Origin of the sequence: Dyella mobilis, assembly GCF_016904945.1 — a bacterium.
GTDB lineage: Bacteria > Pseudomonadota > Gammaproteobacteria > Xanthomonadales > Rhodanobacteraceae > Dyella_B > Dyella_B mobilis.
On the sequence record NZ_JADIKF010000039.1, the window covers coordinates 753,733 to 776,656 of the forward strand.

23 protein-coding genes, 1 tRNA gene and 1 pseudogene are annotated in these 22,924 nt (G+C 64.0%); 15 read left to right on the forward strand and 10 right to left on the reverse strand.

Annotated features, from left to right (window positions below; all coding sequences use genetic code 11):
- Positions 1-27 precede the first annotated feature (27 nt).
- From ISS99_RS14430 to ISS99_RS14450, 5 genes are all read right to left on the reverse strand, one after another.
- Positions 28-951, reverse strand: a complete 924-nt coding sequence (locus ISS99_RS14430; protein ID WP_284343746.1) for an aspartyl/asparaginyl beta-hydroxylase domain-containing protein — start codon at positions 949-951, stop codon at positions 28-30.
- A gap of 108 nt (positions 952-1,059) precedes the next feature.
- A complete protein-coding gene (gene thiD, locus ISS99_RS14435; RefSeq protein WP_204632292.1) occupies positions 1,060-1,848 on the reverse strand; it encodes a bifunctional hydroxymethylpyrimidine kinase/phosphomethylpyrimidine kinase in 789 nt (262 codons plus the stop codon).
- 18 nt (positions 1,849-1,866) lie between these two features.
- The gene (locus tag ISS99_RS14440) at positions 1,867-3,246 is read right to left on the reverse strand and encodes a PhoH family protein (protein WP_204632293.1); all 1,380 of its coding nucleotides are present in this window, start codon (positions 3,244-3,246) and stop codon (positions 1,867-1,869) included.
- 82 nt (positions 3,247-3,328) lie between these two features.
- Positions 3,329-3,790, reverse strand: a complete 462-nt coding sequence (locus tag ISS99_RS14445) for a peroxiredoxin (protein ID WP_204632294.1) — start codon at positions 3,788-3,790, stop codon at positions 3,329-3,331.
- A gap of 139 nt (positions 3,791-3,929) precedes the next feature.
- A complete protein-coding gene (locus ISS99_RS14450) occupies positions 3,930-4,493 on the reverse strand; it encodes a glycine cleavage system transcriptional repressor (protein WP_204632295.1) in 564 nt (187 codons plus the stop codon).
- Positions 4,494-4,609: 116 nt separating this feature from the next.
- On the opposite strand from ISS99_RS14450, the gene dapA reads away from it, so the two are divergent.
- Both dapA and ISS99_RS14460 read left to right on the forward strand, forming a co-directional pair.
- On the forward strand, positions 4,610-5,503 hold the full coding sequence (gene dapA / locus ISS99_RS14455; protein ID WP_204632296.1) for a 4-hydroxy-tetrahydrodipicolinate synthase: 894 nt from the start codon (positions 4,610-4,612) through the stop codon (positions 5,501-5,503).
- Positions 5,504-5,536: 33 nt separating this feature from the next.
- Entirely contained in the window at positions 5,537-6,127 is a 591-nt protein-coding gene (locus ISS99_RS14460) for a hypothetical protein (protein WP_204632297.1), read from the forward strand.
- A gap of 75 nt (positions 6,128-6,202) precedes the next feature.
- Here ISS99_RS14460 and fdxA read toward each other — a convergent pair whose 3' ends face one another.
- Both fdxA and ISS99_RS14470 read right to left on the reverse strand, forming a co-directional pair.
- Complete coding sequence (gene fdxA, locus ISS99_RS14465) at positions 6,203-6,526, reverse strand: ferredoxin FdxA (protein ID WP_204632298.1); 324 nt, start codon at positions 6,524-6,526, stop codon at positions 6,203-6,205.
- A gap of 47 nt (positions 6,527-6,573) precedes the next feature.
- A tRNA-Glu gene (locus ISS99_RS14470) sits at positions 6,574-6,649 on the reverse strand.
- Between the two features lie 185 nt (positions 6,650-6,834).
- On the opposite strand from ISS99_RS14470, the gene pcnB reads away from it, so the two are divergent.
- The 5 genes from pcnB to panD all read left to right on the forward strand — a co-directional run bounded on the left by pcnB (position 6,835) and on the right by panD (position 10,928).
- On the forward strand, positions 6,835-8,184 hold the full coding sequence (gene pcnB, locus ISS99_RS14475) for a polynucleotide adenylyltransferase PcnB (RefSeq protein WP_204632299.1): 1,350 nt from the start codon (positions 6,835-6,837) through the stop codon (positions 8,182-8,184).
- Positions 8,181-8,663, forward strand: coding sequence for a 2-amino-4-hydroxy-6-hydroxymethyldihydropteridine diphosphokinase (gene folK / locus ISS99_RS14480; RefSeq protein WP_204632300.1), 483 nt, complete (start codon positions 8,181-8,183; stop codon positions 8,661-8,663). The genes pcnB and folK overlap by 4 nt, the downstream gene beginning before the upstream one ends.
- Positions 8,664-8,718: 55 nt before the next feature.
- Positions 8,719-9,549, forward strand: a complete 831-nt coding sequence (gene panB / locus ISS99_RS14485) for a 3-methyl-2-oxobutanoate hydroxymethyltransferase (protein WP_204632301.1) — start codon at positions 8,719-8,721, stop codon at positions 9,547-9,549.
- A gap of 24 nt (positions 9,550-9,573) precedes the next feature.
- Positions 9,574-10,422: a pantoate--beta-alanine ligase gene (gene panC, locus ISS99_RS14490; RefSeq protein ID WP_204632685.1), complete on the forward strand. Its 849-nt coding sequence runs from the start codon at positions 9,574-9,576 to the stop codon at positions 10,420-10,422.
- A 119-nt stretch (positions 10,423-10,541) separates the two neighbouring features.
- A complete protein-coding gene (panD, locus tag ISS99_RS14495) occupies positions 10,542-10,928 on the forward strand; it encodes an aspartate 1-decarboxylase (RefSeq protein ID WP_204632302.1) in 387 nt (128 codons plus the stop codon).
- Here the strand turns inward: panD and queG are convergent, their stop codons facing one another.
- Positions 10,929-12,029, reverse strand: a complete 1,101-nt coding sequence (gene queG / locus ISS99_RS14500; protein WP_204632303.1) for a tRNA epoxyqueuosine(34) reductase QueG — start codon at positions 12,027-12,029, stop codon at positions 10,929-10,931.
- Positions 12,030-12,062: 33 nt separating this feature from the next.
- Here queG and ISS99_RS14505 point away from each other — a divergent pair, with 33 nt between their 5' ends.
- The 5 genes from ISS99_RS14505 to ISS99_RS14525 all read left to right on the forward strand — a co-directional run bounded on the left by ISS99_RS14505 (position 12,063) and on the right by ISS99_RS14525 (position 18,608).
- On the forward strand, positions 12,063-13,547 hold the full coding sequence (locus ISS99_RS14505; protein WP_204632686.1) for an NAD(P)H-hydrate dehydratase: 1,485 nt from the start codon (positions 12,063-12,065) through the stop codon (positions 13,545-13,547).
- Positions 13,540-14,007 (forward strand): tRNA (adenosine(37)-N6)-threonylcarbamoyltransferase complex ATPase subunit type 1 TsaE, encoded by a 468-nt coding sequence (gene tsaE, locus ISS99_RS14510; protein ID WP_425490469.1) that lies wholly within the window; start codon positions 13,540-13,542, stop codon positions 14,005-14,007. Before ISS99_RS14505 ends, tsaE begins: the two co-directional genes overlap by 8 nt.
- A 182-nt stretch (positions 14,008-14,189) precedes the next feature.
- Positions 14,190-15,758, forward strand: a complete 1,569-nt coding sequence (locus ISS99_RS14515; RefSeq protein ID WP_204632305.1) for an N-acetylmuramoyl-L-alanine amidase — start codon at positions 14,190-14,192, stop codon at positions 15,756-15,758.
- Positions 15,759-15,787: 29 nt separating this feature from the next.
- Positions 15,788-17,617 carry a DNA mismatch repair endonuclease MutL gene (gene mutL / locus ISS99_RS14520; RefSeq protein WP_204632306.1) on the forward strand — a complete coding sequence of 610 codons (1,830 nt, stop codon included), beginning with the start codon at positions 15,788-15,790 and terminating at the stop codon, positions 17,615-17,617.
- Positions 17,618-17,639: 22 nt separating this feature from the next.
- On the forward strand, positions 17,640-18,608 hold the full coding sequence (locus ISS99_RS14525) for a DUF1684 domain-containing protein (RefSeq protein WP_204632307.1): 969 nt from the start codon (positions 17,640-17,642) through the stop codon (positions 18,606-18,608).
- A 57-nt stretch (positions 18,609-18,665) separates the two neighbouring features.
- Here ISS99_RS14525 and ISS99_RS14530 read toward each other — a convergent pair whose 3' ends face one another.
- A complete protein-coding gene (locus ISS99_RS14530) occupies positions 18,666-19,448 on the reverse strand; it encodes an enoyl-CoA hydratase/isomerase family protein (RefSeq protein ID WP_204632308.1) in 783 nt (260 codons plus the stop codon).
- A gap of 230 nt (positions 19,449-19,678) precedes the next feature.
- Here ISS99_RS14530 and bamJ point away from each other — a divergent pair, with 230 nt between their 5' ends.
- The 3 genes and pseudogenes from bamJ (at position 19,679) to ISS99_RS14545 (ending at position 22,097) form a co-directional block, all read left to right on the forward strand.
- Positions 19,679-20,428, forward strand: a complete 750-nt coding sequence (gene bamJ, locus ISS99_RS14535; RefSeq protein ID WP_239537940.1) for a BamJ family beta-barrel-assembly machinery protein — start codon at positions 19,679-19,681, stop codon at positions 20,426-20,428.
- 42 nt (positions 20,429-20,470) lie between these two features.
- A pseudogene (locus tag ISS99_RS14540) lies at positions 20,471-21,252 on the forward strand (CoA pyrophosphatase).
- Positions 21,249-22,097: a sulfurtransferase gene (locus ISS99_RS14545; protein WP_204632310.1), complete on the forward strand. Its 849-nt coding sequence runs from the start codon at positions 21,249-21,251 to the stop codon at positions 22,095-22,097. Before ISS99_RS14540 ends, ISS99_RS14545 begins: the two are co-directional and overlap by 4 nt.
- 43 nt (positions 22,098-22,140) lie before the next feature.
- On the opposite strand, the gene ISS99_RS14550 is transcribed toward ISS99_RS14545, so the two are convergent.
- A complete protein-coding gene (locus tag ISS99_RS14550) occupies positions 22,141-22,899 on the reverse strand; it encodes an enoyl-CoA hydratase/isomerase family protein (protein WP_204632311.1) in 759 nt (252 codons plus the stop codon).
- Positions 22,900-22,924 lie beyond the last annotated feature (25 nt).

Consider the following 22,924-nt stretch of genomic DNA (forward strand, 5'->3'; position numbering starts at 1 on the left):
GCGAGTCCGCGTATTCGTGACAGTTGCTCAGCGCACGAAGGGCCAGGGGGCCAGAAATACCAGCCAGATAAAAATCACCATGCCGATGTATTTCACGGTGCGGAACAACCTGGGGTATTTCTTCTTGAAGGCGCGGTTGCGCTCGCGGCTGCGCTGGTTGAGGGCGAACAGCCGGTTGACGAAGCCGGTCTGTTCTTCCGGCGATTCGGTATTCGGCGAGGCGGTGATCTTGCCCATGAAAGCCCCCACGCGGTGGTTGATGGCGTTCATCAGGCGCGTGCGCAGCGGGCGCTCCACGTCGGCGAACAGGATGACACGGGTCTGGTCGGTCTTGTTTTCCACCCAGTGCACGTAGGTCTCGTCGAACACCACATCCTTGCCGTCGCCCCAGGCGTGCTCCTCGCCATCGACGAAGATGCGGCAGTCGCGCGAATTGGGCGTGATCAGTCCAAGGTGGTAGCGCAACGAACCGGCGAAGGGATCGCGGTGCGGATTGAGCCGGCTGTGCGGCGCCAGCGTGGCGAACATGGCTGCCTTCACGCTGGGAATGGATTTGAGCAAGGCTACCGTTTGCGGGCAAAGCGCCTCGGCCGAGGCGAGCGGCTCGCCGTACCACTTCAGGTAAAAGCGTTTCCAGCCCTGCTTGAAGAAGCTGTTGAAACTGGCGTCGTTGTGGTTCTGGGCGGCACGTATGTGCCCTTCGTCGAACAGTTGCAGTGCTTCGTCGCGAATGGTCTGCCAGTTGGATTGCAGTAGATCCAGCTGAGGGAAGCCGCGGCGATCGAGAATCGGCCTGGCCGGCACCGCCGAGAACGCATACATCAGCAGGTTGTAAGGCGCGAAGATGGCCGAGTGGTCCACCAGTTGGCGATCGAAGCGCAATCGTGCACGGCCGCGCAAATGCACCAGCAGCACGCATAGCGCAAAGGCCAGCAGTACGTAGAGGACGATGAAGCGGGGACTGAGGAAATCCATCAAGAAAGCGGCTCGGATAACACCTTGGGCAAGGTCGGAGTATGTGGCCGGATGGCCGCAAGTCAACGATTTTACCGCAGGCGCTCAGTGCTCCAGGACGTAAGCGGCCCCGCCGCCAGGGCGATAGCCGCGTTCCAATGCCCGGTGGACATAGGTGGCAGCCCGGCGCACCGCGGAGCGTGGCGCGCGGCCCAGGGCGAGCTCGGCCGCGATCGCCGAGGCCAGCGTGCAGCCGGTGCCGTGGCCTTCGCGAGGCAGGCGGGCATGGCGGATTTCCACGACGCCTCGGTCGTCGAAGTAGCGGTCCGTCACCTCGCTTCCGCGCCCGTGCCCGCCTTTCAGCAGCACCCCGGCGGAGCCCATGGCGAGCAGATCGGTACCGGCGTCGGCCATTTGCCTGGCCGTGCGTAAGGGTCGGCCTAGCAGGGCTTCCGCTTCAGGCAGGTTGGGAGTGAGGACGTCGGCAAGCGGGATGAGTTCGTTCACCAGCGCGTCGATGGCATCTTCGTCCAGCAGGCGCGAACCGCTGGTGGAGATCATCACCGGGTCGACCACCAGCCATGCCGGCTTGCGTTTGCGCAAAGCGCTAGCGACCAGTTGCACCGTCCTGGCGTTGCCGAGCATGCCGGTTTTTACGGCGGCGATCGGGAAGTCGTCGAAAACGGCATCGAGTTGGCTGCGGATGTGCACGAGCGGAACCGGATGCACCGCCGTGACGCCTCGCGTGTTCTGCGAAGTGATCGCCGCGATCACCGACAGCCCGTGTACGTGGTGCGCGTGAAAGGTTTTCAGGTCGGCCTGAATGCCGGCACCACCCCCGGAGTCGGAACCGGCGATGGTGAGGGCAACGGGTGGAGTGGGCTTGTCTGGCACTTTGGTTCGTTTGCGGCGCTACAAGGCTTCGGACGCGAAATCCGCCAGCCGCGAGCGTTCGCCGCGCCGCAAGGTGATGTGCGCCGAGTGCGACCATTGCTTGAAGCGGTCGACGGCGTAGGTCAGGCCCGAGGTGGTTTCGGTCAGGTAGGGCGTGTCGATCTGCTCCACGTTGCCCAGGCATACGATCTTGGTGCCCGGGCCGGCACGGGTGATCAGCGTCTTCATCTGCTTGGGCGTGAGGTTTTGCGCCTCGTCGATGATCAGGTAGCGCGAGAGGAACGTGCGTCCGCGCATGAAATTGAGCGAACGGATCTTGATGCGCGAAGCCAGCAGATCGTTGGTGGCCTGGCGTCCCCAGCTGCCCCCTTCTTCCGGATTGGCCAGCACCTCGAGGTTGTCGGTGAGCGCGCCCATCCACGGCGTCATTTTTTCCTCTTCGGTGCCGGGCAGGAAGCCGATGTCTTCGCCGACCGACACCGTGGCGCGCGTCATGATGATTTCGCGATAGCGCTGCTGGTCCATCACCTGGGCCAGGCCCGCCGCCAGCGCGAGCAGGGTTTTGCCGGTGCCGGCGGTGCCCAGCAGGGTGACGAAGTCGACATCCGGGTCCATCAGCACGTTGAGTGCGAAATTCTGTTCGCGATTGCGCGCGGCAATGCCCCACACGCTGTGGTTGCTGTGGCTGTGATCGTCCAATAGCACCAGCGTGACGCGCTGCTCGTCCACGTGCAGCACGCGCAGTTCCACGTTGTCGTCGCCGGGCAGGAACAGGCACTGATTGGGATACCAGTCTTCTTCGTCGTGGCGGTCCAGCTTGTAGAAAGTGCGGCCGCGCTCGTTCCACGATTGCACTTCCGGGTGCTTGTCCCAGAAATTTTCCGGAAGCTCGGTGGAGCCGGTGTAGAGCAGGGCGAAATCGTCGAGAGCGCGATCGTTTTCGTAGTCTTCGGCATCGATGCCGTAGATCTTGGATTTGATGCGCAGGTTGATGTCTTTGGTGACCAGGATCACCGCGCGGTCCGGATTCTGTTCGCGCAGTTCGATCACCGCGGAGAGAATCTGGTTATCCGCCTTGCCTTGCCCGTTGCTGGTGCGCTGCTGGAAATACAGCCGGCCCACCGCCGCGCCGCGCTTGAGCGTAACGCCTTCGGGGCTGCTCAACTCCAGGCCGTTGCTGATGCCGTGGCCGTTGCCGCGTTCGATCAGTTCGTTGAGAAAACGGCTGACCTGGCGGCCGTTGCGCGAGACTTCCGAAGCGCCTTTCTTCTTTTCGTCCAGCTCCTCCAGCACCGTCATCGGAATGAAGACGTCGTGCTCTTCGAAGCGGAACAGTGAAGTGGGATCGTGCAACAGCACATTGGTGTCGAGAGCGTAGATGCGCTTGCTTCCGGTCATGCGGAAGGAACCTCACGTGGCAGGAGGTGGAAGGGGGCGTGCACGTTGGCTGGGACTTGATACGTGGAGATCACCGCAGGGGTCACACCTGGGAAATGGCGTCGAGCACTGCCTGCGCGTGCCCGGGCACTTTCACGCCGCGCCATTCTGCGGCGAGCTTGCCCTCGGGATCGATCAGGAAGGTACTGCGTACCACGCCCAGGTGACGTTTTCCGTACAGCACTTTTTCGTGGATCACGTCGAAGGCGTTGCACCAGGTTTCATCGGCATCGGAAACCAGCGGGAAGGGCAGTTCCTGCTTGCTGGCGAAATTGGCGTGGGATTTCACCGAGTCGCGCGAGACGCCGATGATTTCGGCGTGGCGTTTCTTGAACTTCGGGTAGAGGTCGCGAAAGTCTTTGGCCTCATTGGTACAGCCGGGTGTGCTGTCCTTGGGGTAGAAATAGATCACTACCCATTGGCCTTTCAGTGAATCGAGTTTCAGCGTGCTGCCGTCGCCGGTGACGCCTTGCAGCTTGGGGGCTTTCTTGCCGAGATCGGGCATGGGTTCTCCGGAAGCCAGACTTACTTTTTTCTGTGGCTGTGGCGGAGACTAGCGCGAGTGATGTGACGGAAACAGCCTTGTCAGGCGGGTTTCATCGGAGCATTCTTCACAGCCTGCACGGGGGCGACGCGAAGCGGCGTCAAAACTTCACCGGATCCATGATGGCGTCCAGATTCAGGCCATCGCAGAACTCGAGGAAATCGTCGCGCAAGGCGGCGATGTGCAATTTGTCCGGCACCCCGATCGTGAACTGCGCCTGGAACATGGCGGCGCCCGTCTGCATGGCCTGGTAGCGCATCGAGCTGAGCTGTTCCACGCTGATGTCGTGGCGGCTGAAAAAATCGACGATCTTGACCAGGATGCCGGGGCGATCGGACGACACTACTTCCACCAGATAGGGCAGCAGGTGGCCGCTGGGCTCGCGCAGGTTGGTGCGGTAGTGGGTGAGGCGCAGTTCCTCTTCGCGGCCCAGTTTGGTCAACGCCGTTTCCAGCTTGGCCACGGCATCCCAGGCGCCAGTGGCCAGCAGCGTGAGCGAGGTGTCGGCACCGATCGTGGAGACCCGCGCATCGGACAGATTGCATCCGGCATCGGCGATGCGCCGGGCCAGCAGCAACAGTGGCGTGCGCGACGCCGGCGTGAGCGTCTGGATCAGCAGTTGGTGGTCGTTGCTGGATCGCGCGGAAAAAGGGTTGATGGACATGGATGCTGGCGACCCCGCGTCGTGCGGGATGACGACGAACGATACGCCAGCTTACTTGCCCGTCCCGCGAGCCCGCAAGTAAGATGCTGGGTCTCATTTTTTGTGCGGATGACGCCATGAAGATCCACGGAAGCGTCTGCGCGCTGGTTACCCCGTTCGGATCGAATGGGGCGCTCGATATGGCAGCATTCGGCCGCCTGCTCGACTTCCAGATCGCGGGCGGCACCCAGGCGGTGGTCATTGCCGGCTCCACCGGCGAAGCTCACATGCTCGAAAACGATGAATACGAGCGCCTGCTGGCCTTCGCGGTCGAGCGCGTAGCTGGCCGTATCCCGGTCGTCGCAGGTACCGGCGAGGCAGGCACCGCCAAGACGGTGGCGCTCACCAGGCGGGCGCGCGCGTTGGGTGCGGATGTCGCGCTGGTTGTCGCGCCCTATTACGTGCGTCCCACGCAGGAAGGCCTGCGCCGCCACTTCCTGGAAGTGGCCGAGCAGGGCGGCCTGCCGGTGCTGCTCTATAACGTGCCTTCACGCACCGGCTGCGACCTGTTGCCGGAAACCACCTCGACGCTGCGCGACCATCCCGCCATTGTCGGCATCAAGGAGGCGCGCGGCGATGCCGAGCGCATCCGGCAGTCCGCGGAACTTGTGCGGCCGGATTTCGTCTATCTGTCCGGCGACGACGCCAGTGCGGGCGAGGCGATGCTCGCTGGCGCGGCAGGCACCATCTCGGTGGTGGCCAATCTCGTACCCAAGGCTTTTCGTGCGTTGTGCGACGCGGCCGCCGCGGGTGACCGGGCCGCCACGGCGCGCAACCACGCCGCACTCGACCCGCTGGTACAAGCGCTCAACTGTGCGCCCAACCCGATCGCGGTCAAGGCAGGATTGCCGGACCTGGGGCTGGGAACGGCCGTGCCGCGCCTGCCGCTGGTGGAGCTGGAACAGGGGCCGGCGCGCGAGCAGTTACGCAAGGCTTTGGCAACTCTGGCATCCTTGGCGGATGCCGCCTGACTCAATTACGGAACATCACGGAATCTCACTCACATGAAGAAAACGTCTCTCGCCGTTGCCCTGCCGGCCTTGGCTCTCACTGGCCTGCTGCTTTCGGGCTGCGGTATGTTCCGTTCCGAACGGGCGTGGCAGAACGCCAAGCAGGAATCGCCGCTGGAAATTCCCCCGGGCCTGGATACGCCTTCGGCCACGGCCGCCCTGGTAATTCCGCCGGCCGGTAGCAACCAGCCGTCGCCCAACGGCGCCACCGCCCGCGTGGGCAACACCCCGGGCACGATCACCGACGGCTTCATCCTGGCCAACAACGTGGACGAAACCTATCGCCGTGTCGGCGAGGCCTTGGCCAATGGCGACATCGGGACGCTGCAGAGCCACGACGATGCTGCACACACCTACACCCTCAGCGTGATGGCTTCCGATCAGCCGACAGAAAAAACCGGTTTCTTCGGTCGCATGTTCGGCAAGGGCAGCAGCTCCAATGGTCCTGCCGTGGCACCGCGTTCGGTGGTGGTGGCGGTCAACAGCAGCGGCCAGGGTTCCAGCGAAGTGCGCGCGCAGGGCGAAGCCGCTGCGGTGGCGAAGGTCGTCGACAGCCTGAAGTCGCGCCTGGGCGGCAAGGGCTGAGCCATTGGCTCAGTCCGCGACAACATGAAAAAAGCCGCCCTTTGGGGCGGCTTTTTTGCATCCGTTGAAGCCTGTTCAGCGCTCCAGCAGTTTGAACTTGTCCGGTTTGCCGTCCCATTCCTTGGCATCGGGCAGGGCTTCCTTGCGCGTGACGATGACCGGCCAGGCCTTGGCCAGATCCTTGTTCAACGCGGTGAAATGCTCCTGGCCGGCCGGCACGTCGTCTTCCGGGAAGATCGCATTGGCGGGGCATTCGGGCTCGCACAGCGTGCAGTCGATGCATTCATCGGGATCGATTGCCAGGAAGTTGGGGCCTTCGTGGAAAGCGTCGACGGGACAGACTTCAACGCAGTCGGTGTATTTGCATTTGATGCAGTTGTCGGTGACGACGAAGGTCATGCTGCCGTATGCCTCTGGGGATCGAAAAAACGATCATACAAGGAGGGTGGCGCTCCCAACGAGGTTCGAACTCGTGTTCCCGCCTTGAGAGGGCGGTGTCCTAGGCCACTAGACGATGGGAGCGTATTGTTGCGAGGCGCGGTAGTATATCTGAATTGTCTCATCCGGCAACGCCCGCGGGCGCCGGCCCCAAGACTGGGGAAACGCCCGCAGAACCGCGCTTACGGCCCGATGCAATGATTGCTCGGCAAGCCTGACGCGTTCGGCTTAGCCTCCGGAAGTTGGATACCCGCAAGGATTTCGATCGCTTGAATCCCAAAGCCAGGAACCCGCAAGCGCTGCACCTCATTCCGCGCGAGCAGCACACGATCTCCCGCAAGAACATCAGCAAGGCGGCCTTGCGCGTGCTCTATCGCCTGAATGAGGCCGGCTATAACGCCTATCTGGTGGGTGGCGCCGTGCGCGACCTGCTGCTGGGCGGGCACCCCAAGGACTTCGACGTGGCGACCAGCGCGACGCCCGACGAAGTCAAAAAACTGTTCCGCAACTGCCGCCTGATCGGCCGCCGGTTTCGTCTTGCCCACGTGGTCTATGGCAACGAAATCATTGAGGTGGCCACCTTCCGCGGCACCAGCGAGGAGCAGGGCGAGGGCGACCGCCACATCGTGGACGGGCGCATCGTCCGCGACAACGTCTGGGGCACCATCGAGGAAGACGCGCTGCGCCGCGATTTTCGCGTCAACGCGATGTACTACGACATCAGCGATTTCTCGGTGCGCGATTATGTCGGCGGCATCCAGGATCTGAATGATCGCGTGCTGCGGTTGATCGGCGATCCGGCCACCCGTTACCACGAAGATCCCGTGCGCATGCTGCGCGCGGCACGGCTTGCCGCCAAGCTCGACTTCCGCATCGATCCGGAAGCCTCCGCACCGTTCGCGGAATTGGGTCCGCTGCTGAGCAGCGTGGCGCCGGCGCGCTTGTTCGACGAGTCGCTGAAGATGTTTCTTACCGGGCATGGGCTGAAGAGTTTCCGCATGCTCGAGCAATGCGGCCTGCTGAAGTTCCTGTTCCCGGCTACGGCGCGCGCGCTCAAGCGCGGCGACGAGGCATTGCGCGTGTTGATCGAGCGTGGGCTGGAAAACACCGATGCGCGCGTGTCCGAGGGCAAGTCGGTAACACCGGCCTTCCTGTTCGCCGTGCTGTTGTGGGGCGAAGTGCGCGACTTGGCGCATAGCTGGACGGCGCGCGGCAAGGACGGCAATGAATCCTGGTCGCGCGCGGCCGCACACGTGGTGGCAGAACAGTGCCAGCGCGTGGCGATTCCACGTCGCTTTACCATCACCATGGAAGAGATCTGGTCGCTCCAGCCGCGCTTCGAGCAGATCCAGCGCAAGAAGGTTTTTCGTCTGCTGGCGCACCCGCGCTTCCGCGCCGCGTTCGATTTTCTGTTGTTGCGCAGTGCCGAATCGCCGGCGATGGGCGAACTGGGGCAATGGTGGGCACATGCCCAGCAGCTTCCGCATGAGACGCTGGCCGCTGCCTTGCCTTTGCATCATGCCGGTGGCGATGCCGGGCCTGACCCGGTCCGTGCCACCGCGCCGCGCAAACGCAAGCGCCGGCGCAAGCCGGCCGCAGGCAAATCCGGGGCAAGTTGATGCGCGCCTATGTTGCGCTGGGAAGCAATCTTGGCGATTCGCGGCGGCACCTGCTCGACGCCATGACGGCTTTGGCAGAATTGCCGAGCACGGAGCTGCTGCTGCGCTCGCATCTCTACCGCACGCCGCCGTGGGGCGTGCACGATCAGCCGGATTTCCTCAACGCCGTCGTTGCGCTGGAAACCTCGCTGCCGCCGCACGAGCTGCTCGATGCCTTGCTCGGCATCGAACGCGCTGCGGGCCGCGAGCGCCAAGGCGAGCGCTGGGGGCCGCGCACGCTGGACCTGGATCTGCTGCATGTCGCCGGCGAGGCGGTCGACGACGAACGCCTGACGTTGCCGCACCCGCACATTGCCCAGCGCGCGTTTGTCTTGCTGCCGCTGAACGAGCTGGCGCCGGAGCTGGAGATTCCCCGGCAGGGAAGGGTCGCCGACCTGCTGCGCGCCGTTGATACACGGGGCTGTGAAGTCATTGCTTGAGCGATGGCCATCCGGCACCGGATAATTGTTCACCGCAACATTGAAGGGAACGGCCGTGTACGTGGAAAACAGCAGCGCGCCCGCTCGCAAGCCGGTCACCGTACCGAGCCTGCACGCGATGAAGGCGGAAGGACGCAAGATCGTGATGCTCACGGCTTACGACACCAGTTTTGCCGCGCAGGTCGAGCATGCCGGCGTCGATATTGCCCTGGTGGGCGATTCGTTGGGCATGGTGGTGCAGGGGCAGCGCAGCACGCTGCCGGTGACGCTGGAGCAGATGGTCTATCACGTGACCATGGTGTCGCGCGGCCTGTCGGCCACCCTGCTGGCTGCCGATATGCCATTCATGGCCGATCGCAGTGTTGATTTTGCGCTGGAAGCCGGCGCCCGCCTGGTGGGCGAGGCCGGTGCGGCGATGGTCAAGATCGAAGGGGCGGCTCCGCACATTCTCGAGGCCATTCATGCGCTGACCGAGCGCGTGATACCCGTATGTGCACACCTCGGCCTGACGCCTCAATCGGTACACAAGTTCGGCGGCTACAAGGTGCAGGGCCGGGCGCAGGACGATGCCGAACGCGTGCTCAGCGAGGCGCTGGCCGTACAGCAGGCGGGCGCCAGCCTGCTGGTGCTGGAGGGCGTGCCCTCGGCGCTCGGCGAGCGCGTGACCAAGGCGTTGGACATCCCGGTGATCGGCATTGGCGCCGGCCCGCAGTGCGACGGCCAGGTGCTGGTGATTTACGACATGCTCGGCATCACGCCCGGCAAGCGGCCCAAGTTCAGCAAGGATTTCCTTGCCGGCCGCGCTTCGGTGGCCGAGGCGATCGGCGCCTTTGTGGCCGATGTGCGCAATGGTGCCTTCCCTTCAGCCGAACACAGTTACAACTAGTACAAGTTCAAGAAGGGCCACAACATCATGCAAACGGTGCAAGACGCAGCAGGCTTGCGCGCCACGGTTCGTGGCTGGCGCTCGCAAGGGCACACGGTCGGCTTCGTGCCGACCATGGGTAACCTGCATGCAGGCCATCACTCGCTGGTCAAACTGGCACGGGCGCGCACGGACCGCGTCGTGGCCAGCGTGTTCGTCAACCCCACGCAGTTCGGCCCGAACGAGGATTTCGAGCGCTACCCGCGCACCCTGGCGCAGGACCAGGCCGGGCTGGCCGAATCGGGCTGCGACCTGCTGTTCGCTCCTGACGTGGCGACCCTGTATCCCTTCGGCGCGGCCGGCAGCGTGAGCCTGCGCGTTCCGGAGATCACCGACACCCTGGAGGGAGCCCATCGGCCCGGCCATTTCGATGGCGTGGCGACGGTAGTCTGCAAGCTCTTCAACCTAGTGCAGCCGGATATCGCAATCTTTGGGCAAAAGGACTTCCAGCAGCTGAAAGTGATCGAGCGCATGGTGCGCGACCTTTCCCTGCCGGTGAAGGTGATGGGGGCGCCCACCCAGCGTGCGGACGACGGCCTGGCGCTCAGCTCCCGCAACCAGTACCTGTCGCCGCAGGAGCGCGCCGAGGCGGTGCAGATCTACCAGACCCTGCAGCAAATGCGCGACCTGATCGCCAAGGGGCATGCCCGCAAGGTGGTGGAGCAGGCCGCGGCGTCCAAGCTGGAGCGTGCGGGCTTCCTGCCCGACTACACCGCGATTCGTCGCGCCGACGACCTCTCCGAGCCCGCCGAGGGCGAAACCGAAGGCCTGGTGGCACTGATCGCCGCCCGGCTGGGCACCACCCGGCTGATCGACAACCTGTCGTTCGACTGAGCGGGGGATTGAACCGCCTGGGCCGGCCCCCATCTACGGGGCGCCGGCCGATGTTGCGGCGCAACGCCGGCGGCTCGATAATATTCCGACTACGCAGGCCGTTCCTGCTGGGTGAAGTCATGCAACTGAACATGCTCAAGGCGAAGATCCACCGTGCCACCGTGACCCACGCGGAGCTGCACTATGAAGGCTCGATCGCCATCGATGGCTTGCTGCTCGACGCGTCGGGCATTCGCGAGTACGAACAGATCCACGCCTGGAACATCAACAACGGCAAGCGCTTCGTGACCTACGCGCTGCGTGCCGAGGAAGGCTCGGGCATCATCTCGGTGAACGGCAGCGCCGCGCACCGTGCACAGCCGGGCGACCTGGTGATCATCGCCTCGTTCGTGCATCTGAACGAAGCGGAGCTGGAGCAGTTCCAGCCCACGCTCGTCTACGTCGACAAAGACAACCGCATCAGCCACACGAATCGCTCGATTCCCAAGCAGATGGCGGCGGCCTGATCAGTCGCGCTCTCCCGACCGGGAGAGCGCATCGTGTTTCGCCAGCGCCCAAGCCACGTGTTCGCGCACGATGGCCGAAGGGTGCTGCGCGCGCGTCAGCAATGCAGCATGGACGTCAGGCGACGATGGCGCGTTGCCAAGCGCCACCGCAATGTTGCGCAGCCAGCCTTCATAGCCGGTGCGGCGAATCGCCATGCCTTCGGTGCGGCGCAGGAATTCCTCTTCGCTCCAGGCGAACAGCTCTACCAATTTGGCGCCATCCAGGCGATGTCTTGGCGCGAAATCCGGCTCCGTCGCGTCCTGCGCGAATTTGTTCCAGGGGCAGATCAGCTGACAGTCGTCGCAACCGAAGATGCGGTTGCCCATCGGCGTGCGCAGCTCTTCGGGAATCGAACCTTTCAATTCGATGGTGAGATAGGAAATGCAGCGGCGCGCATCGAGCCGATACGGCGCCACGATGGCCTGGGTCGGGCAGATGTCGATGCACTTGCGGCACGTGCCGCAGTGCGCGCCTGCCGGTGCATCGACGGGCAACGGCAAATTCGTATACAGCTCGCCGAGAAAAAAGTAGGAACCGGCCTGGCGGTTGATCAGCACCGTGTGCTTGCCGATCCAGCCCAGCCCTGCATTGCGCGCCAGCGCTTTTTCCAGCACGGGAGCCGAATCCACGTAGGCACGGTAGCCGAAATCGCCGATCGCGCCGCGGATGCGCTCGGCCAGTTTTTGCAGGCGGTTGCGCATCAGCTTGTGGTAGTCGCGGCCCAGTGCGTAGCGCGCGACGTAGCCGGCCTCGGCATCGTTGATCACATCCCAGGCGAACGACGTGCCGGGCGGCATGTAGTCCATGCGCACGGAGATCACGCGCTGGGTGCCGGGCTCGAGCTCGTCCGGGCGGCTGCGGCGCGTGCCGTGGCGCGCCATGTAATCCATCTCGCCGTGGTAACCGTCATCCAGCCAGCTCTGCAGGTGCTGCTCGTCCTGTGCCAGCGACACGCCGCTGATGCCGGCCTCGGCAAAGCCGAGTTCCTTGGCCCAGCGCTTGATCTCGCTGGCCAGCGCGGCGTAATCGGGGGCGTCGGTGGACGGGCGTGGCGTGGACATGCGCCTAGTGTAATGGCTGCCTATAATCGGCCGATGCACGCTGCCAAGCATCATCGCCATCTCTATACCGTCGAACAGGTGCGCGCCCTCGACCGGCGCGCCATCGACGAACTCGGCATGACCGGTTTCGAATTGATGAGCCGCGCCGCTGCGGCCGCCTTCGCCCACCTTTGCCGCCATTGGCCCCAGGCACGGCACATTGCCGTGTTTTGCGGCCCCGGCAATAACGGTGGCGACGGCTATCTGCTCGCCAGCCTCGCGCACGACGCGGGCATGATGGTGGAGGTGGTCGAGCTGAGCGACGAGCCGCACGGCGACGCTGCTCGCGCAAGAGATGCGTGGCAACGACATGGCGCGTCGACTCGGCGCTGGCAACCGGACACCACGTTGCCGCGGGCCGACACATACGTGGATGCCCTTTACGGCACGGGCCTGAATCGTGCGCCGGAAGCCGCCATTGCCGACTTGATCGAATGTATCAACGCATCGGCGACACCCGTACTGGCGCTCGATGTTCCATCCGGATTGAATGCCGATACCGGACATTGCCCCGGCGTGGCGATTCGTGCCGCGCTCACGGTCAGTTTCATCGCGGCCAAGCGCGGTGCGCACACCGGACAGGCAGCGAGCAAGGTAGGCGTTTTGCAGCTCGACACGCTCGGCTTGCCGGACGTGCTGTGGCAAAACGTGCACGCCGATGCGAGCTTGCTCGAACCTTCGTGTCTTCCTCCGCGCGAGCGCGATGCGCACAAAGGCGATGCCGGGCACGTATTGGCGATCGGCGGGGACCATGGCACGGCCGGTGCCATTCGCTTGTGCGGAGAGGCGGCATTGCGTGGCGGCGCCGGCCTGGTCAGCGTGGCCACGCGGATTGAAAATCTCATGGCCTTGAACGCAGCACGCCCGGAGCTGATGGCGCACGGCGTGCATGGACCACAGGAATTGCAAGCGCTGCTGGATCGCGCCGACGTTCTTGCCGTCGGGCCGGGGCTGGGGCAGGGCGCGTGGGGACATGCCTTGTGGCTGACTGCGCTGGACAGCGGCAAACCGCTGGTGCTCGATGCGGATGGGCTCAACCTGCTCGCACGCGAACCGCGTCGATTCGCTGCGCCGGCCGTGCTGACGCCGCATCCCGGCGAAGCGGCACGGTTGCTTGGCAAGACGATCGCCGATGTGCAATGGGATCGTTTCGCATCCGCGCGTGCCTTGGCACAACGCTATGGCGCGGTCGTGGTGCTGAAAGGAGCGGGCAGCCTGATTGCCGATCCGAATGGACGTCTGGACGTCTGTATCTGGGGCAATCCCGGCATGGCCAGTGGCGGCATGGGCGATCTGCTTACCGGCGTGATCGCCGCATTGCTGGCGCAGGGGTGCTCGGCCTGGGACGCGGCGCGCATGGGGGTAGGCTTGCATGCGCGGGCTGGCGACATCGCGGCACGCAACGGCGAGCGAGGCCTGCTCGCCAGCGATCTGCTTGAACCCCTGCGTGCACTTTCCAATGGGATCGAACGTGACTGAGCTGCACTGGGAACTGGCCGACGAGGATGCCACCCGCGCCGCGGGCATCCGGCTTGCCGGAATGCTGGATGGCGGACTGGTGGTGTATCTGCACGGCGAATTGGGCGCGGGCAAAACCAGTTTTGCGCGCGCCTTGCTCACCGCGCTGGGCGTGGGCGAGCGCATCAAGAGCCCGACCTACAGCCTGGTCGAGGGCTATCAGGGCAGGCACCGACCTGCCTGGCACCTGGATCTGTATCGCATTGCCGATCCGGGCGAGCTTGAATGGCTGGGACTGGATGCCTTGTCCGATCCCGATGCCGTGGTGTTGGTGGAGTGGCCCGAGCGAGGGCGTGGGGCGCTTCCTGCAGCCGATCTCGAATTGCAGTTGAGCTATAGCGGCTTGGGCCGGCATGCGCGTCTGATTCCGCATTCGGGAAGGGGCGAGCGTTTGCTGCAAAGGCTCGCCTTGATCGCTTGAGCAAGCGCTAAGTATGTGTTCCGCCTGGGAAAACTGAACGGGCGGCAGAGGCCCGGCTTGCCTGCGAAATACGTGGCTTAGGGTCGATAGCTTGAGTCCATCTGACAAATGGGCTGCAGGTTATGGATATTTAAAGGAAAACCTCTTGCATTCAGGAAAGCGCTGCGCTTCAATGCCGCGCTATGAGGGGAATCCTTACTCGCGCTATCTGCCTGACTGCCACCGCGATCCTGACCGCGGTACCCGCCATTGCGCATGCTGCCGACGTCAAAGACGCCCGTGTCTGGGCCGGCCCGGACTACACCCGCGTCGTTTTCGACCTTTCAGCGCCGGCCAAGTACAAGCTCAGTCAGCAAGGCGACCAGGTGGTGCTGGAGCTCGGCGACAGCCGCGTCGCAGGCCGCCTGGCGCCATCGGCCCAGGGCCTGTTCAAGAGCCTGGACAGTAGCAATCAGGGCGATTCGTTGCGCCTTGCCGCTTCGGTGGCTTCGGGCAGCCAGCCCAAGAGCTTCCTGCTTGGACCTTCCGGTCAGTCGGGATATCGCCTGGTGCTGGATCTTTACCCGGGCACGGCCAGCGCATCCGTACCGGCCAAGGTGGCGACCGTCGACAAGCCGGCGGCTACCTCCCGTGCAGCGGTGACCCCGCACCAGCCGGCGCCGGCAGCTTCCAGCGAAGACGTGGCCGACGATACGTCGCCGGCTCCGGTCGTGGTCAATGCCAGCAGCAAACTTACCAGTCGCAAGGGCGTCACCACGCGCCAGGCAGCCGTACTGTTGAACAGCCAGCGGCAGGTCGTGGTGGCGGTCGACGCCGGGCACGGCGGCAAGGATCAGGGCGCGCACGGTCCGGATGGCACCTTGGAGAAAGACGTGACGTTGGCAGTCGCGCGCGATCTCGCTGCCCAGATCAATCGCCAGCCGGGCATGAAGGCGATCCTCACCCGCGACGGCGATTACTTCATCCCGCTCAAGCAGCGCTACGAAATTGCCCGGCAGAACCAGGCCGACCTGTTCGTGGCCATTCACGCCGACTCGTTCACCAGCAGCGACGCGCGCGGATCTTCGGTGTGGGTGTTGTCTCCGCGCGGCAAGAGCTCGGTGGCGGCGCAGATGCTGGCCGATCGCGAAAACAGCTCCGACCTGATCGGCGGCGTCTCACTGGCGGCGGAAAACGACAGTCTCGCTTCCGTGCTGCTGGACATGCAGCAGGGTTGGGCGGTGCAGGCCAGCGAAACGGTGGCGCAGAAGGTATTGAGCGCCCTGTCCGCCCTGGGCCCGACCCATCGCGGCTATGTCGAGCACGCTAACTTCGTGGTGTTGCGCTCGCCGGATGTGCCTTCGATCCTGGTCGAGACCGCCTTCATCAGCAATCCGATGGAGGAGCGCAAACTGCGCGATTCCGGGCATCAGCAGCAGCTCGCCACGGCCATCATGGATGGCGTGAAAGGCTATTTCACCTCCAACCCGCCGCCGGGCACCTGGTTTGCGGCAGAAGCTGCACGGCGCAATGGCGTGCTGCAGGGCAATGCCGGCGAAGTGGCGAGCGCGAGCAAGTCCTCCGACAAACTCGCCAGCGCCGCTGCGCCAGCCGACGCCGACGTGCGCGACATGCACCGCGTGGCCAATGGCGAAACCTTGCGCAGCATTGCCAAGCAATACGGCGTGAGCATCAGTTCGCTCAAGAGTGTCAACGGCATCAGCAGCAATAGCGTGCGCGTCGGCACCATGCTGGAAATTCCGGATAGTTGAGCCGTGGCGCGGCTGTTAAGCTTGCGCCCATGCCACGGATCAAACCCCTTCCTTCCGACCTCATCAACCAGATCGCCGCGGGCGAGGTGATCGAGCGGCCGTCATCGGTCGTCAAGGAGCTGGTGGAAAACAGCCTCGATGCCGGCGCCACGCGCATCGAAGTCGACATCGAACTCGGTGGCGCGCGGCTGATTCGCGTGCGCGACGATGGCGACGGCATTGCTGCCGACGACCTGCCGCTGGCGGTCACTTCGCATGCCACCAGCAAGATCGGCAGCTTCGACGATCTCGAGCACGTTGCCAGCATGGGATTTCGAGGCGAGGCGCTGGCGTCGATGTCCTCGGTGGCGCGTTTCGCCATGACATCTCGTCTGCGCGGCGAAGACCAGGCTTTTCGGATCGAAGTGGACAGCGGGCGCATGCAGGCGGCACGTCCTGCGCAGCATCCGCAGGGGACCAGCGTAGAAGTGCGCGACCTGTTCTACAACGTGCCGGCGCGACGCAAGTTTCTCCGCGCCGAGCGCACCGAGTTCGCCCACATCGACGACCTGCTCAAATCGCTCGCGCTGGCGCGCAGCGGAGCCGAGTTTCGCTTGAGCCACAATGGCAAATCGGTGCGCGTGTGGAAGGCAGCACGCGACGAGAATGCAATGTTGATGCGCGTGGCAGAAGTGCTGGGCGCGGAATTTCCGCAGCAGAGCTTGCGTATCGATCACGCCGCGGCCGGCATGCGCCTGTCCGGCTGGGTGGGATTGCCGACGGCCTCGCGGGCGCAGGCCGATTCGCAATATTTCTACGTCAATGGGCGCCTGGTGCGCGATCGCGTGGTGGCTCATGCGGTAAGGCAGGCTTATGCCGACGTGTTGTTCCACGGCCGCCATCCGACCTTCGTGTTGTATCTGGAGCTGGATCCGGTCGGCGTGGATGTCAACGTGCACCCGGCCAAAAGCGAAGTGCGCTTTCGAGAACAGCGGCTGGTGCACGATTTCCTGTTCCGCACCTTGCATGAAGCGCTGGCGGAAACGCGCGCCGGACAAACCGTTCAGCCGGAAAGCACGGCGTGGGATGGTGCATCCGTTGCGTCGACACCGGCGCCGGCCATGCAACTGGCAAGCCGATCCCACACTGGCTGGCAGGGTGCGGGATTCGCACAAAGCCGTCTGCAACTGGGCGTGCGCGAAGAACCCTTGGCCGACTATGCGGCGCTGCTTGGCGAAGCGTCGATGGACTCCACGCAGGCACCGCAGCCCATGCCGCCGGCCAACGACGGCGAGGCACCGCCGCTGGGCTATGCCATTGCGCAACTGAAGACGATTTATATCCTGGCCGAGAATGCGCACGGCCTGGTGCTGGTCGACATGCATGCGGCACACGAGCGCATTACTTACGAAAAGCTCAAGTCCGGCCGCGCTTGCAGCAATCTTCGCTCGCAGATTCTGCTGGTGCCGTTGTCGGTGGCGGTAAGCGCCAAAGAAGCCGCTGCTGCGGAAGAACACGGCGACGCGCTGGCCGATTGGGGCCTGGAGCTTTCGCGCAGCGGTCCCTCGGCCGTGGTGGTGCGCCGCATTCCTGCCTTGCTCGAAGGCGCCGACGTCGGCGAGCTCACCCGCAACGTGCTGTCGGAGCTGGCACAGCACGGCAGCTCGCGCCAATTGCAGGAGCTGGAAAACGAATTGCTTTCCACCATGGCCTGCCACGGTTCGGTGCGTGCCGGCCGGCGGCTCAGCGTGCCGGAGATGAATGCCTTGTTGCGCGAGATGGAAGCGACCGAGCGCTCGGGTCAGTGCAATCACGGTCGCCCGACCTGGGTCCAGCTGGGCATGACCGAACTGGATAAGCTTTTTCTCCGCGGTCGTTAGGTGCTGGTTGTTCCCTCCGCAAATGGACGTCCATACTGGACCTTCTTGGATTGAGCGGAGAGCCCACGTGTGGCGTAATGTCCTGATCGGAACAATCCTAAGTAGTGGAGTGGCTCTCGTGCATGCCCAAACCCCCAACCCCGCCGTTACGCCGGATGGCTACCAGCAAAGCATCGAGCAGTGGCGCACTCAGCGCGTTGCGAAGCTGACTGCGCCGGATGGCTGGCTGAGCCTCATCGGACTGGAATGGTTGCAGGAAGGTGCCAACAAGGTCGGCAGCGCTTCCGACAACGACGTGGTGCTGCAAGCAGGGCCTGCACATCTTGGCGTGGTCACGCTTGACGGGGCAGGGCAGGTGCACATCAAGCTCGCCCAGGGCAGTGATGCCAGCGTGGATGGCAAGGCCGTTCACGAGGCTGCGCTGATCGATGACGTGCACGTGGCGGAAGGTGCATCGCCGACCACGGTGGCGTTCGGTACGGCGAGCTTTTTCGTGATCGACCGCGATGGGCGAAAGGCTCTGCGCGTGAAGGATTCGACTGCCGTCGCGCGCCAGCATTTCCAGGGCATCGACTATTTCCCGATCGACCCGTCCTGGCGCATCGTGGCTGACTGGGTGCCGTTCGATCCGCCGCACGACCTGCAAATGGGTTCGGTGATCGGCACCATCGATACGGTGAAGGTGCCCGGCAAGGCGGTGTTTACCCGCGATGGCCACACCTACGAGTTGTTGCCGTATCAGGAAGAACCGGGCGGGGAGTTGTTCTTCGTGCTCGCCGACCGTACCTCCGGCCACGAAACCTACGGTGCGGCGCGTTTCCTGTATGCCGCGCTGCCACAGAACGGAAAAGTGGTGCTGGATTTCAACAAGGCCTACAACCCGCCTTGCGCATTCACGTCCTTTGCCACCTGTCCTTTGGCGCCGCCGGAGAATCGGTTGGATCTGCGCATCACGGCCGGCGAGAAGAAATACCAAGGCTCGCATCACTGACTGTTCATCGAGCCACTCCTCCCCTGCAAAGCAGGGGAGGAGACCTGATGCGGTAGCTCAGCGGCCCTTGAACGTCGCCTTGCGCTTTTCCAGAAAGGCCGTGGTGCCTTCCCGCATGTCTTCGGTCGCAAAGGCCAGCGCGAACGCCTGGGTTTCGAATTCCAGCCCCTGGTCGATCGAAGTCTCGCCACCCAGCAATACGGTGTCCAGAATCCCGGCGGCGGCCAGCGGCGCGGCGGCGGCAAGCTGATCGGCGAGCGCGTTCACGGCCTCGTCCAGGGCGTCAGGCGCAACCAGGCGATTGACCACGCCCAGTTCGTAAGCCCGTTGCGCGGTGATCGTGGCGCCGGTCAGGCACAGTTCCAGTGCTGCGCTGCGGCCGGCCAGCCGTAACAGGCGCTGAGTGCCGCCGAAGCCGGGGATCAGGCCGAGGTTGATTTCCGGCTGGCCGAACTTGGCCTTCTCGCTGGCAATGCGCAGGTGGCAGGCCATGGCGAGCTCCATGCCGCCGCCCAGCGCGAACCCCTGGATCCTGGCCACCACCGGCTTGCCCAGGCGTTCGATGGTGCTCATCAGGCGCTGCCCGGTGCGCGAAAAACTTTGCGCCTGTACCGGCGTATAGCCGTTCATTTCGCTGATGTCTGCGCCAGCCACGAAGGCTTTCTCGCCCGCCCCGGTCAACACCACGGCGCGCACGGAATCGTCCTGGGCGGCCTGGGTAAAGGCCAGGGTCAGCTCGTTCAAGGTCTCGCGATTCAAGGCGTTGAGCTTGTCCGGACGATTGACGACGATCGTGCGCACGGCGTCGCGGTTGCTGATCTCGAGGTTGCGGTAAGCCACGGGGCACTCCGTATTGAACGTGAAAAGGGGGATTCTAGATCGAGCCCCCGTGCTTCGCATGAGCCACGCGGTTCCTAAAGCCCGGTTTTCGCCGGCGGGAACCTTTATCGCCCCGCAGCTTTCTTAGACAAGTTCATACGGTTGCAACGAACGCCCGCGTAGCTGCAACAATCGGCTGAACCCCTTAGGATGGCGTCTTTGGCCCTATGCTTGCCGCCATGGAGAATCGAATGGCACACGTGCGTTGGCTGGTTCCAGGTTTGTTGCTGCTTGCCGCGTGCTCAGTGCAGGCGCAGCAACTGCCGGCTGCGCCCAATGTGAAGCCGGCAGCGGCGACCAAGATCGACAAGCACAAGCTTTCCTATGCGCTTGGCTATCGCATCGGCACGAAGTTCTCCGAGGGCGATTTCCCGATCGACCTGGCCGTGTTGCAAAAAGCCATCGAAGACGCCTACGCCAAGCGTCCGCCGGCGGTTCCGAAAGAAGAGATGTATCAGCAAATGCTTGCCCTGGACGCGCTCATGCGCGAGGAGGCATTGGCCGAATACCATCGCATCGCCACCGAGAATGCGCACAAGAGCGCCGAATTCCTTTCGCACAACGCGTCCCTGCCGGGCGTGGTGCAACTGCCGTCCGGGATTCAATACTCGGTGATCAAGAAGGGCGACGGCACCAACTCGCCCGGTATCGACAGCCTGGTCACGGTGAACTATCGCGGCATGCTCATCGATGGCACCGAGTTCGACAGCACCTGGGCGCATGGCGCACCGGTCAGCTTTACGGTGGACAAGGTCATCCGCGGTTGGCAATACGTGATTCCCCGCATGCACGTCGGCGATCGCTGGAAAGTGGTGATCCCGCCGGCCCTGGCCTATGGCGAGGGAGGGATGCTGCCACGCATCGGCCCGAACCAGGCACTGGTCTTCGATATCGAGTTGCTCGACATCAAGCCGCCCAATCCGCAGGCGGCGGGGCCCTGACGGAGCCGTGCTTCCCGGTCCGCGTGTTAACATCGCCGGCGCATGACCACTGATTCCCCCGTCCCCCTACAAGCCATCCTGAGCCCTTGCGTCGGCATTTGCCGGCTCGATCCGCATGGGTATTGCCTTGGCTGCTACCGCACCGGCGATGAAATCGCACGTTGGCGCGCCATGACCGACACCGAGCGCAATCATTACTTGAACGTGGTGCTGCCAGCCCGCGAGTCGACGTGATGGATGCGCTGTTGCGTGCGCTGCGCCCGCTATCGCAACCGCCTACGGCCCCGGGTTGGAATCACGCTTCGATGAAAGAACTGCTCGGCGACACGCCGCGCAGTCCTGCGTCCGTGCTGATCGGTTTGCGCGGCGAGGCGCATCCGCGCGTGGTGTTTACCGTGCGCACCGATCACCTGAGTTCCCATGCCGGGCAGGTGGCATTTCCGGGTGGCCGCATGGATCCGGCGGACGGCGATGCCTTGACCACGGCCCTGCGTGAGAGCGAGGAAGAGATCGGCCTGGATCGCACCCTGGTTACGCCGCTGGGTTATCTGGATTGCTTTGAAACCGTCAGCGGCTTCTGTATTACGCCGGTGGTGGCGCAGATTGCCGACGAAGCACGCTTTCATCCGGCACCCGATGAAGTGGCGGAAGTGTTCGAGGTGCCGCTGACGTTCTTTCTCGAACCGGGCAACACTCGGCGTTACCAGACGGAATACCGTGGGCATCGTCGCGAGATGGTGGAATTCCAGCACGACGGCCATCGCATCTGGGGTGCGACCGCCGCGATGCTGCAAAATTTGTTGCAGAGGATGGAGCAGGCATGAAAAACACGCTCGTTTCCGTAGCCGAACTGGCCGCGTTGCCATCGTCCGAAGTGCTGATCGTCGACTGTCGCTACGACCAGTTCGATGCGGGCAAGGGCGAACGCGATTACCTCGCCGAACACATTCCGGGCGCGGTGTTCGCCAGCCTTGATCACGATCTTTCCGATCTCAGTCGCATTCCCCTTGGACTTGGGCGTCATCCCTTGCCATCCGAGCAGGCTTTTTCTGCAACGCTGGGCCGCTGGGGCTGGCAACCTGGCTTGCAAGTGGTGTGCTACGACGCCGGCAACGGCGCGCTGGCCGCGGCGCGGCTCTGGTGGCTCTTGCGCTTGTGCGGCGTAAAACACGCAGCCGTACTCGACGGCGGTTATGCCGCGTGGAAGGCGAGCGGCCAGCCGGTTTCGACGGATGTTCCGCAGCGCGCACCGACGCAGGTCTCGCTGCACTACGACGCAGCCCAGGTCATGCTCGACCACGCGGTTGCGGGAGCGCTCACTCAGGATTTGCTGCTCGATGCGCGCGCCACGCCGCGCTACCTCGGCGAAGTGGAACCGCTCGATCGCGCCGCCGGCCACGTGCCTGGCGCGGCCAATCGTCCTTTTGCGGAAAATCTCGAGCCGGATGGCCGGTTCAAGCCGGCAAACGTGTTGCGGCAGGAGTTTCTGGCGGTGATCGGTCAGCACGCTCCGGACCAGGTCGTACACATGTGCGGCTCAGGCGTAACGGCCTGCCACAACCTGCTTGCCATGGAGCATGCGGGGCTGACCGGATCGCGACTCTACGCGCCGTCGTGGAGTGGTTGGGTGAGCGACTCGTCGCGACCGGTCGCAACCGGCCGCGAATAAAGCTGGGCAAAGCATCGGTACACCGATACTTTGCGATGCGAAGTTATTTCGCTTTGCTCTTCAGGCGAGCTACCAATTCCTGCAAGGTCTTCTGCGTCTCCGGATGGAAGAACGCATCGACAAACGTGTCGATCGGCAAGCTGTCGATATCGGCGTACGTGCTGGTCAGGTCGGCGCGGGCGATCCGGCGCGTAGCGAGCATGGCGTGTGACGGCAGTGCCAGCGTTTCGTTCAACCAGTGCAAGGCGCGCGTGGTGACTTGGTCCACCGCCACCAGTTCGTCGACGAAGCCGCAGGCCAGCGCCTGCTCGGCGTCGACCAGCGCGCCGGATACCAGCAAACGCTCGGCACGGTATGCACCTACGACACGGCGCAACACCATCTGGATGCAGTCGGGGGCCACCAGGCCGACCTGCACTTCGTTGAGGCCGATGCGATAAGGCCCCTGCGCCATTACGCGGTAATCGCAGAACAGGGAAAGCACTGCGCCGCCAGCCGGGCTGTGTCCCGTGATGGCGGCTGCCACCGGCACAGGAGCATGCGCCAGCGCAGCGCAGGTGGCGAAGAATTCGCGCCAGAATTCGCGTACGCCGGCACGATCCAGGGTAAGTAGAGCAGGCACGTCCACGCCGGCGGAAAACAGGCCTTGCAAGCCGGACAGCACGATGCCCCGGCTGTTGTCGCGCACGGCGTCGGCGAGCGCGCCCTGGATGGCGCGCAGCAAGTCGATATTGAGTGCGTTGACCGGCGGGCGCGCCAGCTGGATTTCAGTGACGGCGTCGTGCTTGACGAGGTTCAGCATGGTCGTACTCCGAAAGCGTAGTCGT

Coding starts and splice junctions, on each gene's coding strand:
- panD (WP_204632302.1), top strand. CDS start 10,542: ATGCAACTGAACATGCTCAAGGCGAAGATCCACCGTGCCACCGTGACC.
- fdxA (WP_204632298.1), bottom strand. CDS start 6,526: ATGACCTTCGTCGTCACCGACAACTGCATCAAATGCAAATACACCGAC.
- ISS99_RS14515 (WP_204632305.1), top strand. CDS start 14,190: ATGAGGGGAATCCTTACTCGCGCTATCTGCCTGACTGCCACCGCGATC.
- ISS99_RS14525 (WP_204632307.1), top strand. CDS start 17,640: ATGGACGTCCATACTGGACCTTCTTGGATTGAGCGGAGAGCCCACGTG.
- ISS99_RS14450 (WP_204632295.1), bottom strand. CDS start 4,493: ATGTCCATCAACCCTTTTTCCGCGCGATCCAGCAACGACCACCAACTG.
- ISS99_RS14505 (WP_204632686.1), top strand. CDS start 12,063: ATGCACGCTGCCAAGCATCATCGCCATCTCTATACCGTCGAACAGGTG.
- ISS99_RS14460 (WP_204632297.1), top strand. CDS start 5,537: ATGAAGAAAACGTCTCTCGCCGTTGCCCTGCCGGCCTTGGCTCTCACT.
- queG (WP_204632303.1), bottom strand. CDS start 12,029: ATGTCCACGCCACGCCCGTCCACCGACGCCCCCGATTACGCCGCGCTG.
- bamJ (WP_239537940.1), top strand. CDS start 19,679: ATGGCACACGTGCGTTGGCTGGTTCCAGGTTTGTTGCTGCTTGCCGCG.
- ISS99_RS14550 (WP_204632311.1), bottom strand. CDS start 22,899: ATGCTGAACCTCGTCAAGCACGACGCCGTCACTGAAATCCAGCTGGCG.
- ISS99_RS14440 (WP_204632293.1), bottom strand. CDS start 3,246: ATGACCGGAAGCAAGCGCATCTACGCTCTCGACACCAATGTGCTGTTG.
- ISS99_RS14545 (WP_204632310.1), top strand. CDS start 21,249: ATGAAAAACACGCTCGTTTCCGTAGCCGAACTGGCCGCGTTGCCATCG.
- ISS99_RS14445 (WP_204632294.1), bottom strand. CDS start 3,790: ATGCCCGATCTCGGCAAGAAAGCCCCCAAGCTGCAAGGCGTCACCGGC.
- mutL (WP_204632306.1), top strand. CDS start 15,788: ATGCCACGGATCAAACCCCTTCCTTCCGACCTCATCAACCAGATCGCC.
- dapA (WP_204632296.1), top strand. CDS start 4,610: ATGAAGATCCACGGAAGCGTCTGCGCGCTGGTTACCCCGTTCGGATCG.